We start from the raw sequence: 12996 nt of genomic DNA, 5'->3' as shown, positions 1-12996 counted from the left end.
TTGACGTTTGAGGCCGTGAGCGGCCTGTCATCGCGTGCTGCCCTTGAAGCGCGGCACAGCGAGCCTTCCTTTCCCGCTGCCTGACATCGCCGGTGCACCCGGCGTGCGCCGGTGGGCGGGTCTCGTCTTCGGTCATCCGAGGGATCCTTGTGCCGTCCTCTTCCTTCGCTTCCTCCGCTGTATCCGATTCCGGTCGGCCTGTTCCGTCAAACCTGTGGCGGGACCGCGACTTCCGCAGGCTCTGGGTGGGCCAAACGGCCTCCCAACTGGGCGAACAGACAAGTCTGGTGGTTCTGCCGCTCTTCGCCGTCCTCACACTCAACGCCGGTGCCGGCCAGTTGGGCGCCCTGCGCGCGGTGGGACAGGCGCCGATCCTGCTGCTGTCGCTCTTCGTCGGCGCATGGGTGGACAAGTGGCGGACCCGTACGGTGATGGTGCTGACGGACGCCGGTCGGGCCCTGGCCCTGGGCGCCGCAGCCGTCACCGGCCTCCTCGGCGGGCTCGGCCTGCCGACACTGCTCGGGGTCGCCTTCACCGTCGGGGCCCTGTCCGTGTTCTTCGACGTGGCATACCAGGCGTCCTTGGTACGGCTGGTGCGACGCGATCAGTTGGTGCGGGGCAACAGCGCGCTCGAGGGCAGTCGGTCCGCTGCGCAGATCGGCGGTCCCGCCCTCGGTGGTGCGTTGGTGTCGGTGCTGTCGGCGCCGATCGCCGCTGCCTCCAGTGCGGTGTTCTTCGCGCTGTCGTTCCTGTCGATCCGACGGATCGGTCGCCGCGAATCCGTCCCGGAACGCTCGGAACGTCCTCCCCGGGTCTGGCGGCGGATCCATGAGGGCCTCCGCTTCGTCGTCGGCGATACCTCACTGCGGACCGTGTGCCTCGCGTCAGCCGCCTTCCAGTTCTCCTTCGCGGCGGTGATGACCGTCTATCTGCTGTTCCTGCCACGGGACCTGCACCTGTCGGGCACCGTCGTCGGGCTGGCACTCGCGGCGACGGGGCCGGGCGCGCTCCTGGGCTCGCTGCTGGCCGCCCGCCTGCCGAGCCGCTTCGGACATGGCGCTGTGCTGGTGTCCGCGGCAGCACTCGGCGACGGCGTGTTCCTGATCGTGCCGGCACTGCACGGCTCCTCCGTGATAACGGTTCCCGCGCTCCTTACGGTCAGCTTCGTCTTCGGGACCTTCAGCCAGCTGGTGAATGTCACGATCATGGCCGTCCGGCAGACCGTCACTCCGGACGGGCTGCAAGGCCGCGCGGCCGCGACGATCAACTTCGTCGGCGGGGGGCTGGCCCCGCTCGGCTCGCTGCTCGGCGGCTTTCTCGCGGAAGCATGGGGAACACGCACCAGCCTCCTGGTGACAGCCGCAGGCATGCTGCTGTCACCGGCACTGATTGCCCTGTCCCCACTCGCCCGCCTGGGACGGACGCTTCCCGCCCCGCCGGAGACTCCGGCCCCGTCCGCGTGACGGCTTCTGTCGCCGCGATCGCGCTCGTGGCCGCCAGCGGGTGACGCCCCCTAGGACCGCGTCGCCCTCCGGCACTCGTCCCCGGAGGACTCGCTCCGGCCGACCGGCGCGCTGCGGTCGTACGGGTCGACCTCCGTGCCGGCCTCGTCCGCCCGGTGGTCCGTGCCGAAGGGCGGGGTGAAGTAGCCCGTGGGGGCGCCGCAGCCGCCGTTGGTCATGTCGTACTTGTACGAGACGATCGAGAACGTGCCCGGCTCGGTGATCACCTTGGCAGGGTCGTCCCAGCTCAGGACCAGCTCGCGCCGGACGATCGTGCGCACGATCTCGTCGTCGCCGCCCGCGTCCGCGCGGGTGACCGGGTAGACGAAGGTGACGTCGGCGGTCACCTGGAGCGCGCCGCGCTCGCCCTCCCGGTAGGTGAGCCGACCCCGGGTCTTCACGACGTCGCCGACCAGGTGGGTGCGGGAGGGCTGGAAGCGGCTGAAGAGGAGGAGGGGGTCGTTCTTCTCGCTCGGGGTACGGAATGCGGTTTTCAGAAGGTCCTGGACGTCCTTCTGGTGCGGGTTGATCAGTGCGATCGCCTTCTCGGGGCGCTCGCCCCGCAGCACCCCGCGGTCCAGGCCGGACGCGACGAGGAAGTCCCGGCTGCGGGCGAGGGCACGCTCGACCTCGGCCGCGCTCATCCAGCCGACCGCCCCGGCCTTCGGCACGGTGATCCCCGCCGCTCCGCTCGCCCAGCTCGCCGCCGGCGAACCGCGGAACGGCTCGTCCATGGTGGGGCGCTGGGCAGCCTCCGCCGGAGGTGCCTGGGCTGGGCGGGCGGTCTCGGCCGCCAGCGGCCGGGCGTCAGGGTCGTCGCCGGCGAACAGGTCCACGATCCACCCCGGCGCGAGCGCCACCACCAGCAGCACCAGCGAGGCCAGCATTCCGACCACGTACCAGCCCGTGCGCCGCTTGGGCCGCGCGGGCGTGTAGCTGCGCCAGACCTCCGGGCCGCGGTCGGGCTCCGCGCGAAGCCGCTTCGCCACGTCGCGGGCCCGCGCCGACGGCTCCTTGGGCGCGTCGGCGGCACCCGCTACCGACTCGCGCAGAAACCGCTCCCACTCCTCGTCGGATCTGGACGACCCGTCCGACTCCGTACCCGCACCCATCCCCAACCCCCTGGCGCTCAGCAGACCGCGCCCACTCCCCTGGGACGCGTCCGCATCATGGCACAGAGCACTGACAGCGAGGCCGAGTGGACCTCTACGGCGTCCCGGAGAGCCTGCTCATCACGTCGTTCATCTGCTGCGGGGTCAACGGGCCGACGGGAAGCGGTCTTTGTGCGGCCTGCGTGCGCAGCCCGTCGAGCAGGAACGCGACGCCGCGGCGCCAGGCGTCGGGCGCGGTGTCCGCGGCCGCGCGGGTGAGCAGGGTGTTGGTGCCGAAGACGAACAGGAGGTCCGCGCCGGTGAAGTCCGGGCGGAGAGCACCGGCCTGCTGGGCGCGCTCGATGATCCGTGTGGAGGCGTCGTGCACCCGGTCGCAGAGGGCCATCAGGCGCTCGGCGCCCGGATAGCGCCCGCTGACCACGTCGGCGAGCGCGGGATCGGTGGCCTGGAGTTCGCAGACGGTCTCGATGTAGTACGCGAACCCTTCCCAGGCGTCTTCGAGGGACAGGGCGTGCTCGGCGGCTTCGTCGAGGCGGTCCGCGGCCAGGTCGGCCACCACCTCGTCGATGAGGGCCTCGCGGGTGCCGAAGAGGTTGTAGAGGGTGCCGTGGCTCACTCCGGCCCGGCGGGCGATTTCCTTCAGGGGCACCTGGAGGCCGCGCTCCTGGAACAGCTCGGCGGCGGCTGCCCGCAGCTTCTCCGCGTTTCGTTGCGCGTCGGCCCGCATCCGGCTCACTCCTCCTGGTCATGGCTGGCGGCCCACATGGGCGCATCCGGCACCCCCGGCAGCCGTATCTTGACCCTAGGGTCAAGGTACACGGGGAGGACGCTTCACCGCGCCCTGACGGCGCTCAGCTCCGGCGCACAGGACAACGCGTTTGCGAAAACACCGGGCGGGGCCCGACCCCCGCGCGGGCCCCGTCCGGCATGCCGTGGGAACGACCGTCACGCTAGGGAATTCCTTTGGCCACCGCCATGTCCCGCGTGCACAACCGGGCCGGGTGACGCCCCATCCGTGCACGGTGCGGGCGTACGGGCCGGGGCCGGTGCACAACGGGGGACGCGGGAGCGGGCTCCCGTGCACAGGTGGCCCGGGGGCTCATGACTGCCGGGCGCTCGGCAGTTCGGGGCGGCCGGTGCTCACGTGGAGGGCGAACGCCAGCGCGCGCACCCCGCCCAGCACCTGCTCGCCCTCCTCCAGCTCCTCCAGCACCTCCTGGCCGTCCCCGTCGACCACGAGGTCGCGTTGGATCAGCGGCGCGGCGGCCCGCAGATGGCCGCGCACGGTGACCGGCGACAGGTTCAGCGCGGCGGCCGTCCGTTCCACCTGGGTGTCGTTCTCCAGCCAGGCGCGGAGCGTGCGCGGAAGGTCGCGGCGGTCGCTCTTCAGCGGCTTCAGGAAGGACTCCGCCCACACCCGCACCTCCGGGGCGGACACCATGGCGGCGAAGTCGGCCGCGGGTTCGGCCGAGGTCTCGTCGTGCCCGTAGGTGATGACGATCTTCAGCGCCATCGACACCATCACCTTGTCCAGCACCCGGTTCCGGTCGAGGCCGAGCAGGTCGAAGCCCTGTCTGATGCGGTGGGCGACCGTGTTGCGGTGGATCCCGAGGACGCGTCCGGCCGCCTTGTGCTGCACCTCCAGGCCGAGGTCCAGGGTGCGCAGCAGGCGGTCGCGGCGGCCCGTGGGCAGCGTCAGCAGCGGGTGCAGGACGGTCGCGGCCCAGCGGCGTGCCGTATCCGGGTCCAGCAGCTCCACGAGACCGGCCCGCTCCTCGGACAGCGCCATCCGGTCGGGCAGCTGCCGGGCCGTCACCAGGGCGGTGAGCGCCTCCGCGTAGGCGTCGGCGACGTTGCCGAGCTTGTGCACGCGGCTGCCGCCCACCCGGTGGTCCGGCTGCCCGGCGACGACCTGCCGCAGGGCGCTCCGCACGCTGAGCGGGCCATCGTCGGGGTCGGGGTCGTGCAGGGGGTCCACCACGATCAGGTGGTTGTACGCCGGGCAGCGCACCAGCATCGCCCGCCCGCCGAGGGCCGTCTCCCCGTGGCGGGCGGCGGGCTCCCGGTCCGCCGCGCCGCAGTCGACCACGTACACCCGGATGTGCTCGGTCGCCAGCAGGCCCGGCGCGAGTCCGACCATCACGCGCTGGGCGGCCAGCTCGTCGCCGACCATGAGGAGCTGCAACGCGCCCAGCCGCACCCCCTGCTCGGCCGAGGCGACCGCCCGGTCCTGCCGCCCTGCCTGGTCGATCAGGCTCAGGACGCGGGCCGCGTGGTGCATCAGCTCGGCGGCGATGTCGTCGAACGGGCGGCGTGAGCCCACCGACAGCACGGCGCCGCCGCCGGGGCCGGTGGAGCCGAGCGGCAGGAAGCGGGTGTGGAGCGCGTCGTCGGCCGGTGCGGCGGGCAGCCGCGGCGTCACGGTCCGCCGGGCGAGCAGGGGCGCGAGCGCACCGGACGCGGTCTCCGGCGACGCGGCCAGGACGCCCCGCTGCTCGTCGCTGACCAGCACCTCGGCGTCCAGCGCAGCGGCCAGCCAGTCGGCGATCCGCTGCGTGGCGTCCGGACCGGCGTCCGCGAGCCGGGCGGGCAGCCGGTTCAGCAGGGCGGTCAGCTGGTCGGCGTGCCACTCGGCGTACCGGTGGCGGTAGGCGTGCAGCCGCGGGATGAGCTGGTGCCACGCCTCCAGGGACCGGGTGGTGGTCAGCAGCGGTACGCCCAGCCGGGCGGCCCAGCTGCGGACCGCGACCGGGGTGGCCTGCGGGCCGTGCCGGTCGACGGCGAAGGCGAGGCCCGCGGCCCGCTGCCGGGCGAGGGTGCGCAGCAGCCGCTCCAGCGCGGCGTGCCCGTCCTGCCCGGTGGAGCCTCCCGGGAGACGTATCACCACCAGGGCGTCGCCCACGTCGCCGAGCGCGTCGCCGCTCCAGGTGGTGCCCGGGACGATGCGTACGGAGTCCACCGTGCGGTCGGCGGGGCGGTGCTCCCCGGCGAAGCGGAGAGAGAAGTCCGGTTCACCGCAGATGGTGCCCAGCGTCAGCATCGTGTCCCTTTCTGTACTGCCCCCGTACAGGCCCCCGATCGTAGGGCCGGGGCGGCTCAGCCCGGTCGCTCGCCGGAGTAGAGGGCCGTGGTCTCGGCAGCGACGCGGGTCAGCTCCTCGCGCAACTCCTCCGGCGAGAGCACCTCCACGTCGGCGCCGAAGGCGAGCAGGGGCCGGGCCGCGCCCAGGGAGCGGAAGCGCAGACGGAACTCCATCCGCTCCGGGCCGGAGTCCGCTCCGGGGTCCGCTCCGGGCGGCGGCGGTGCGGTCAGATCGGCGTGGTAGATGCTCAGAAAGCGGCGCAGGGACGCCCGCCGGACCGCCACCACCACGTCCACCCCGGTGGGGAGGTCGTCGATCCGGCGGCGCAGGGTGTCCCACACATCGGCCAGTTCCGCCCCCTCCCGCCGCCGTACGGGTTCGTCGGCGACCGACGCCGCCAGGATGCGGTCCGCCCGGAACAGCTGGGGCTGGGCGCGGTGATCGGCCACCAGGTACCAGACGCCCGCCTTGTCGACCAGGCCGTACGGGTCGACGGTGTACGACGCCTCGCGGTCGTCGCGGCCGTGCCGGTAGCGCAGCCGCAGCCGCCGGTCGGTGAAGACGGCGTCCTGGAGCACCCCCAGGTCGGCCGCCGCCCGGGGCCCGCTGCGCCAGCGGACCGGGTCCACCAGGATGCGCCGCCGGGTCAGCGCGGCGGCGTCGCGGTGCGGTGGCGGCAGGGCGGCCATGACCTTGCGCAGAGCCGAGCCGATGGCCCGGCCGAGCCCCAGATCGGCGTGGGCCCGTTCGGTGACCAGCACGAACAGCGCCCGCGCCTCGTCGGCGGTCAGTCCCGTCACATCGGTGCGGTAGCCGGGCAGCAGGGCGATGCCGCCGTTGCGCCCGCGCTCGGCGTAGACGGGCACCCCGGCCGAGGAGAGGGCGTCGACGTCGCGGAAGATCGTGCGGACGGACACCTCCAGGCGCTCGGCCAGCTCGGTGGCGGGCACCCGTCCGCGGGTCTGCAACAGCAGCAGGATCGACAGCATCCGGTCGGATTTCATGGTCCGAGGATCGCCGAAAAACATGACGGCGGATGTCATGTATTGACGGGAAGGTGGGCGCGCAGGCCGAGGCAGGCCCGCGTTCAGCACACTTCTTGGAGACCTTCGATGTCCGCTGACACCACCACCGCCGCCCCGGTGCGGCCGGAGACCGCCGGGAAATCACCCGGGGGATCACCCGGGGGCCGCCATCTCGGCCTGGCCCTGTTCGTCATCGCCGCGGCGCAGCTGATGGTGGTCCTCGACGCCACGATCACCAACATCGCCCTGCCCAGCATCCAGACCGATCTGACGGTGTCCGACGGCAACCTGGCGTGGATCGTCAACGCGTACGCTCTGGCCTTCGGCGGGCTGCTGCTGCTCGGCGGCCGGGCCGGGGACCTGTTCGGGCGGCGGCGGATGTTCCGTACCGGGATCGCCGTCTTCACGGTGGCATCGGTGCTGGGCGGGCTGGCCCCGGGCGAGGGGCTGCTGATCGGCGCCCGGGTGCTCCAGGGGGTGGGCGCCGCGATGGCGGCGCCCAGCGCGCTGGCCCTGATCACCACGACGTTCCCGGCGGGCAGGGCGCGCAACACGGCGATGGGCGTGTACGCGGCCATGGGCGGGGTCGGCGCCACGGTCGGGTTGCTGCTGGGCGGCACGCTCACCGATGTCCTGGACTGGCGCTGGGTGTTCTTCGTCAACATCCCGATCGGGCTGGCCGTCCTCGCCGGAACCCGGACCCTGGTCGAGGCCGACCGCAACCCCGGACGGCTGGACGTCCCCGGCGCGATCACCGGCACGGGCGGTCTGATCGCCCTGGTCTACGGCATCACCCGCGGCGGCGACCACGGCTGGACCGATGGCCTCACCCTCGGCTCGTTCGCCGCGGCGGCCGTGCTGCTGGTGACGTTCCTGCTGGTCCAGGCGCGGGCCGGGCACCCGATGCTGCCGCTGCGGCTGTTCCGGGACCGCAACCGGTGGGGCGCTTACGCCACGATGCTGTGCATCGGCGCGGGCATGTTCGCCACCTTCTACTTCCTCACCCTCTACATGCAGCTGATCCTGGGCTACACCCCGGTGCGGACCGGCTTCGCGTACCTCCCCTTCAGCTTCGGCATGGCGATGGCCGCGGGCGTCAGTTCCAAGCTGGTCGCCCACCTCGCCCCGCGGCTGATAGCCGGGCCGGGCCTGGCGGTCGCGGCGGCGGGCATGGTCTGGTTCTCCACCCTGGAGCCGGACTCGTCGTACACGGGCCATCTGATGCCCGCGATGTTCGTCACCGCGCTGGGTCTCGGCATGGGCTTCGTCCCGATGACGCTGGGCGCGGTCAGCGGGGTGCGGCACGAGGACACCGGCATCGCCTCCGCGCTGCTGAACACCGCGCAGCAGGTCGGCGGCGCCCTCGGGCTGGCGGTCATGTCGACCCTCTCCACCTCGGCGGCGACCGACCGGCTGCCCGGGGCGGCCGCGGCCCTCTACCGGGGGCTGGCCACGAAGGACGCCGCCCTGGTGGCGAGGGCTGGTGAGGCGCTGACCCACGGCTACACCCGGGCGTTCGCCGCAGCGGCCGTCATGTTCCTGGCCGGTCTCGCGGTCACCGCGATCGCCATCAACGCCCGGAAGCAGCAGCCCACCGAGGACGCGGGCGCCGTGCACATGGGCTGACGGCGCCCCATGGGCTCCACCCGTGGTCCCGCTCGCCGTGCTCCCCGGAAAAATTCCCCGAAGAATTTTCCGGGGAGCTGTCGATCCCGGCGTCTCCCGTTCGACGCAAGGGTGAGCGGCGGGGAACGGCCCCGCCCCGGCGACCGAGGAGTCACCATGCCGCGCTTTCTGACCCTGATCCGCATCGACGAGAAGAACGCCCCCGCCGAGGGCCCCAGCCCGGAGCTGATGGAGCGCATGGGCGTGCTGCTGGAGGAGATCACCAAGGCGGGCGTCATGCTCGACACGGCCGGGCTCAAGCCCACCTCCGAGGGCACCCGGGTCACCTGGTCCGGCGGCAAGATCGGCTACACCGACGGGCCGTTCACCGAGAGCAAGGAGGTCATCGGCGGCTACTCCCTCATCCAGGCCAAGGACAAGGCCGAGGCGCTGGAGTGGACCAAGCGGTTCCTGGAGACCCACGAGGACTACTGGACCATCACCGCCGAGGTCCGCGAGATCGAAGAGGGCTGACCCGGATCACGAACTGATCCGGTTCCGCTTGCCGCCGTGTGGTGCGGCTGCTCTGATGGGTGGCCGTGACGGCAGCAAACGCGACCGAAGCGACCCAAACGGTCGAAGCGGTCTTCAGGATCGAATCCGCGCGCATCATCGCAGGTGTCACCCGCATCGTCCGGGACGTCGGCATCGCGGAGGAACTCGCGCAGGATGCCCTGATCGCCGCGCTGGAGCAGTGGCCGGAGTCGGGCGTCCCGGACAAGCCGGGAGCCTGGCTCATGGCCACCGCCAAGCACCGCGCGATCGACCTCGTACGCCGCAAGGAGACGTACGCGCGCAAGCTCGCCGAGGTCGGGCGGGCCCTGGAGGACGTACCGCCGCCCGATCCGGTGGACCCCGACGACATTGATGACGACCTGCTGCGGCTCATCTTCACCGCCTGCCATCCGGTGCTGTCCCCGGAGGCCCGGATCGCCCTGACCCTGCGGCTGCTGGGCGGGCTGACCACGGAGGAGATCGCCCGCGCGTTCCTGGCCTCGGACGCGGCCGTCGCCCAGCGGATCGTCCGCGCGAAACGGTCGCTGGCCAAGGCCCGCGTCCCCTTCGAGGTGCCGTACGGCGAGGACCGGGCGGCTCGGCTCTCCTCGGTCCTGGAGGTCATCTACCTGATCTTCAACGAGGGCTACTCCGCGACGGCCGGGGACGATCTGGTGCGCCCGGCCCTCTGCGAGGACGCCCTGCGGCTGGCCCGGGTGCTGGCGGGGCTCATGCCCAAGGAGCCCGAGGTGCACGGGCTGGCCGCGCTCCTGGAGTTCCAGGGCTCCCGCATCCCCGCCCGCACCGGGCCGGACCGCGCGCCGGTGCTGCTCGCCGACCAGAACCGGGCCAAGTGGAACCGGTTGCTGATCCACCGAGGCGTCGAGGCCCTGCACCGCGCGGGCCACGGCCCGTACGCCCTCCAGGCCGCGATCGCCGCGTGCCACGCACGGGCGGTGCGCTACGAGGACACCGACTGGACGACCATCGCCGCCCTCTACGACCGGCTGGCCGGGCTGACCCCGTCCCCGGTGGTGGAGCTGAACCGGGCGGTCGCCGTCTCGATGGCGGAGGGCCCCGCCGCCGGTCTGGAACTGGTCGACGCCCTGGTGGCGGACCCCGCGCTGCGCGACTACCACCTGCTGCCGAGCGTCCGCGGCGATCTGCTGGAGCGCCTGGGGCGGCGGGACGAGGCCCGCGCGGAGTTCGAACGCGCCGCCTCCCTGACCCGCAACGCCCCCGAGCGCCGGCTGCTGCGCGCGAGGGCCGAGCGGGTCTGAGCATCCGTCCGCGCCCACGGACGAGAACCGATTACGATGCGGGCCCTGATCACCAGCGGGGGAGGCATCGTGACGACTGACGGCAACGCGACCGACGACGACCTGCGGCATCTGCGCCGCTGTGTGGAGCTGGCGACCGAGGCCCTGGATGCGGGCGACGAACCCTTCGGCTCGGTGCTGGTCGCCGCCGACGGGACCGTCCTCGCCGAGGACCACAACCGGGTGGCGGGCGGCGACCACACCCGCCACCCGGAGTTCGCGCTGGCCCGCTGGGCGGCCACGCGGCTGACCCCCGCGGAGCGGGCCGCGGCCACCGTCTACACCTCGGGCGAACACTGCCCGATGTGCGCGGCCGCGCACGGCTGGGTCGGGCTCGGCCGCATCGTGTACGCCAGCTCGTCGGAACAGCTGTCGGGCTGGCTCGCCGACCTCGGTGTGCCCGCGCCGCCGGTACGGACCCTGCCGATCCGCGAGGTCGTGCCCGGCGCGGTGGTGGAGGGCCCGTACCCCGCCCTCGCCGAGGAGGTCCGTACGCTGCACCACCGCTTCCACGGCGCGGGCTGATCCCGGTCAGGGGACCGCGGTCAGCGGATGAGGTGCACGGTGAGACCGGTGTCCGTGGCGTTGATGAGGGTGGCGTGGACGTAACCGTGCGCCGTGCGGTAGCGGCCCGTGCCTCCGGTGATCGCGACGGTGATGTCACCCGGGCCGGCGGCGGTGACGGAGACGATCCCCTGGATGGTGATCTGGCCGTCCGCGAGGACGAGCGTGCCCACGCACTGCTGGTCGAAGGAGTCCGCGACCGGTCCGACCCGGGTCAGCGTGCACACCTCGCCGAACGTGCCCACCGTGGCAGCGCCCTGGAGCAGGTCCCCGCTGAGAACGAACTCGTCCCCCTGGCTGGGCCCGGGCGTGCCGACATCGACGAAGCTGAACTGTGTCTGCCGCAGGACCAGTTCGAAGACCTGCTCCCGCCCGATGGGGTACGGCAGGTAGATGCCGCCGGGTAGGGGGTCGGCGGCGGCGGACACCGGGGCGGCGCAGACGAGGGCGATGGCCAGCACGGCGGCACGGCCGAAATGCGAGAAGCGGCGCATGATGACGAGTCCTGTCGGGTCGTAGTGGCTCCTGGCGTCAGCCTTGCGTGACGCGCGGGCCGCTGCGACCGCAGATGATCATCCAGGTGAACGCCGCCTGCTCAGCACGCCGCCTCGCCCTCCACCCGCAGTCGCCACTGTCCGGCGCGGCCGGTGAGGGTGACGGTGGACAGGGGGGTCACGTCGACGTTCCAGTAGCAGTGGGGCGGCGCCTTGATGGCGTACATCAGGGCGGCGCGTATCACCCCGGGGTCGGCCACCGCGAGCATCTTGGCGTGCTCCTCGACCGGCCGGGTGTCCAGCCAAACGCCGACCCGGGTGATGAACGCCAGCAGCGATTCGCCGCCGTGCGGCGCCGAGCGGGGGTCGGCGAGCCACACGTCGACCGCGCGCGGCTCGCGCGCCATCACATCGGTGAGGGTGCGGCCGCCCCAGCGGCCCATGTCCCAGTCGCGCAGGGCGAGTTGGACCAGCGGGGTGAAGCCGAGCGCAAGGCCGGTCTCCCGGCTGCGCGGCGACGGCGAACAGTAGCGCAGCTCCGCCGCGGCCAGCGGCAGCAGGCCGGGCGCGGCGCGCTCGGCAGCGCGGCGGCCCGCCGGATCCAGCGGCCGGTCGTCGCCGAAGCGTTCCCCGAGCCGCGAGGAAGTCGAGGCGGCGGCGACCAGCGTCAGCCGAAACGTCATTCGCGCATCGTACGGTTCGCCGGGCCCCCGGGGAGGGCTCCTGCACGAGATCCGGGGGCCACCGGGCCCTACGTCAGCACCTCGTCGCACGCGGTACGCAACCGCCGCGCGCCCTCGGCGAGCTCGCCGGTGCCCGCGACCGACGCGAAGCTCAGCCGGACGTGCGGGGCGGGCGGCTCCGCGCTGAAGTACGGGCGGCCGGGGGCCACGGCCACCCCGGCGCGCAGCGCGGCGGAGGCGAGCGCGGCCTCGTCGGTGCCGTGCGGCAGGCGCAGCCACAGGTGGTAGCCGCCGGGTGGCACATGGGGCGGAGGCAGCTCGGGAAGCTCCCGCCGCACCGCCGTGACCAGCGCCTCGCGGCGGGTGCGCAGCTCGGCGGCGACGGTCCGCAGATGGCGCGGCCAGGAGGGCGCGCCGACCAGTTCCAGCGCGGTTTCCTGGAGCGGGCGCGGGACGAAGAAGCTGTCCACGACCTGGATCGCGCGCAGCCGCTCCAGCGCCGGGCCGCGGGCGGCGAGCGCGCCGACCCGGAGGCTGGGCGAGGTGACCTTGGTGAGGGAGCGGACGTGGACCACCACCCCGTCGGGGTCGTCCGCGGCGAGGGCCGCGGGCAGCGGGGGCGCGTCCTCGTGGACGAGGTGGCGCGCGAAGTCGTCCTCGATCACGAACGCGCCCGCCTCGCGCGCGATCCGGATCACCTCGCGGCGCCGTTCGGCGGAGAGCACCGCGCCGGTCGGGTTCTGGAACAGCGGCTGGCAGACGACGACGCGGGCGCCGCCCGCCCGCAGCGCCTCGGCGAGCAGATCGGTGCGGATGCCGTCGGCGTCGGCCGGGACGGGGACCGGGCGCAGCCCGGAGGCGCGGGCGGCGGCGAGCATGCCGGGGTACGTGGGCGATTCGACCAGGACGGGCGCGCCGGGCGGGGCGAGGGCGCGCAGCGCGCAGGTCAGCGCGGACTGGCCGCCCGCGGTGACCAGGACGTCGGCGGCGGCGACGGCACCGCCGCGGCCGCCGATCTCGTGGGCGAACCAGGCGCGCAGCTCGGGCAGGCCCTC

Annotated in this window: 12 protein-coding genes; 5 read left to right on the top strand and 7 right to left on the bottom strand. The window is 73.4% G+C overall.

The window, feature by feature from the left end; all coding sequences use genetic code 11:
* The first annotated feature begins 149 nt into the window (after window positions 1-149).
* Complete coding sequence (locus EEJ42_RS00570) at window positions 150-1463, top strand: MFS transporter (RefSeq protein WP_342778221.1); 1314 nt, start codon at window positions 150-152, stop codon at window positions 1461-1463.
* Window positions 1464-1513: 50 nt separating this feature from the next.
* On the opposite strand, the gene EEJ42_RS00565 is transcribed toward EEJ42_RS00570, so the two are convergent.
* The 4 genes from EEJ42_RS00565 to EEJ42_RS00550 all read right to left on the bottom strand — a co-directional run bounded on the left by EEJ42_RS00565 (window position 1514) and on the right by EEJ42_RS00550 (window position 6700).
* Entirely contained in the window at window positions 1514-2614 is a 1101-nt protein-coding gene (locus EEJ42_RS00565; RefSeq protein ID WP_123098069.1) for a hypothetical protein, read from the bottom strand.
* A gap of 94 nt (window positions 2615-2708) precedes the next feature.
* Window positions 2709-3341: a TetR/AcrR family transcriptional regulator gene (locus EEJ42_RS00560; RefSeq protein ID WP_123098068.1), complete on the bottom strand. Its 633-nt coding sequence runs from the start codon at window positions 3339-3341 to the stop codon at window positions 2709-2711.
* Window positions 3342-3713: 372 nt separating this feature from the next.
* Window positions 3714-5654, bottom strand: coding sequence for a helix-turn-helix domain-containing protein (locus EEJ42_RS00555; RefSeq protein WP_123098067.1), 1941 nt, complete (start codon window positions 5652-5654; stop codon window positions 3714-3716).
* A 56-nt stretch (window positions 5655-5710) separates the two neighbouring features.
* A complete protein-coding gene (locus tag EEJ42_RS00550) occupies window positions 5711-6700 on the bottom strand; it encodes a helix-turn-helix transcriptional regulator (RefSeq protein WP_123098066.1) in 990 nt (329 codons plus the stop codon).
* 108 nt (window positions 6701-6808) lie between these two features.
* Between EEJ42_RS00550 and EEJ42_RS00545 the strand changes: the two genes are divergently transcribed.
* The 4 genes from EEJ42_RS00545 (at window position 6809) to EEJ42_RS00530 (ending at window position 10725) form a co-directional block, all read left to right on the top strand.
* Window positions 6809-8347: an MFS transporter gene (locus EEJ42_RS00545; protein ID WP_123098065.1), complete on the top strand. Its 1539-nt coding sequence runs from the start codon at window positions 6809-6811 to the stop codon at window positions 8345-8347.
* A gap of 156 nt (window positions 8348-8503) precedes the next feature.
* Window positions 8504-8860 carry a YciI family protein gene (locus tag EEJ42_RS00540; protein ID WP_123098064.1) on the top strand — a complete coding sequence of 119 codons (357 nt, stop codon included), beginning with the start codon at window positions 8504-8506 and terminating at the stop codon, window positions 8858-8860.
* A gap of 65 nt (window positions 8861-8925) precedes the next feature.
* Window positions 8926-10161, top strand: coding sequence for an RNA polymerase sigma factor (locus EEJ42_RS00535; protein WP_123098092.1), 1236 nt, complete (start codon window positions 8926-8928; stop codon window positions 10159-10161).
* A 69-nt stretch (window positions 10162-10230) separates the two neighbouring features.
* Window positions 10231-10725 (top strand): nucleoside deaminase, encoded by a 495-nt coding sequence (locus tag EEJ42_RS00530; protein ID WP_221179296.1) that lies wholly within the window; start codon window positions 10231-10233, stop codon window positions 10723-10725.
* Between the two features lie 20 nt (window positions 10726-10745).
* Here the strand turns inward: EEJ42_RS00530 and EEJ42_RS00525 are convergent, their stop codons facing one another.
* From EEJ42_RS00525 to EEJ42_RS00515, 3 genes are all read right to left on the bottom strand, one after another.
* Window positions 10746-11258 (bottom strand): allene oxide cyclase barrel-like domain-containing protein, encoded by a 513-nt coding sequence (locus EEJ42_RS00525; RefSeq protein WP_123098063.1) that lies wholly within the window; start codon window positions 11256-11258, stop codon window positions 10746-10748.
* Between the two features lie 101 nt (window positions 11259-11359).
* On the bottom strand, window positions 11360-11941 hold the full coding sequence (locus EEJ42_RS00520; RefSeq protein ID WP_123098062.1) for a histidine phosphatase family protein: 582 nt from the start codon (window positions 11939-11941) through the stop codon (window positions 11360-11362).
* Between the two features lie 68 nt (window positions 11942-12009).
* On the bottom strand, window positions 12010-12996 hold a 987-nt coding region (locus tag EEJ42_RS00515), incomplete at its 5' end, for an aminotransferase-like domain-containing protein (protein ID WP_148081797.1).

Source organism: Streptomyces botrytidirepellens, from assembly GCF_003721215.1.
In the GTDB taxonomy this organism is placed as follows: domain Bacteria; phylum Actinomycetota; class Actinomycetes; order Streptomycetales; family Streptomycetaceae; genus Streptomyces; species Streptomyces himastatinicus.
The sequence above is the reverse complement of the archived record's forward strand: the minus strand, read 5'-3'. Positions and strand labels throughout refer to the sequence as shown.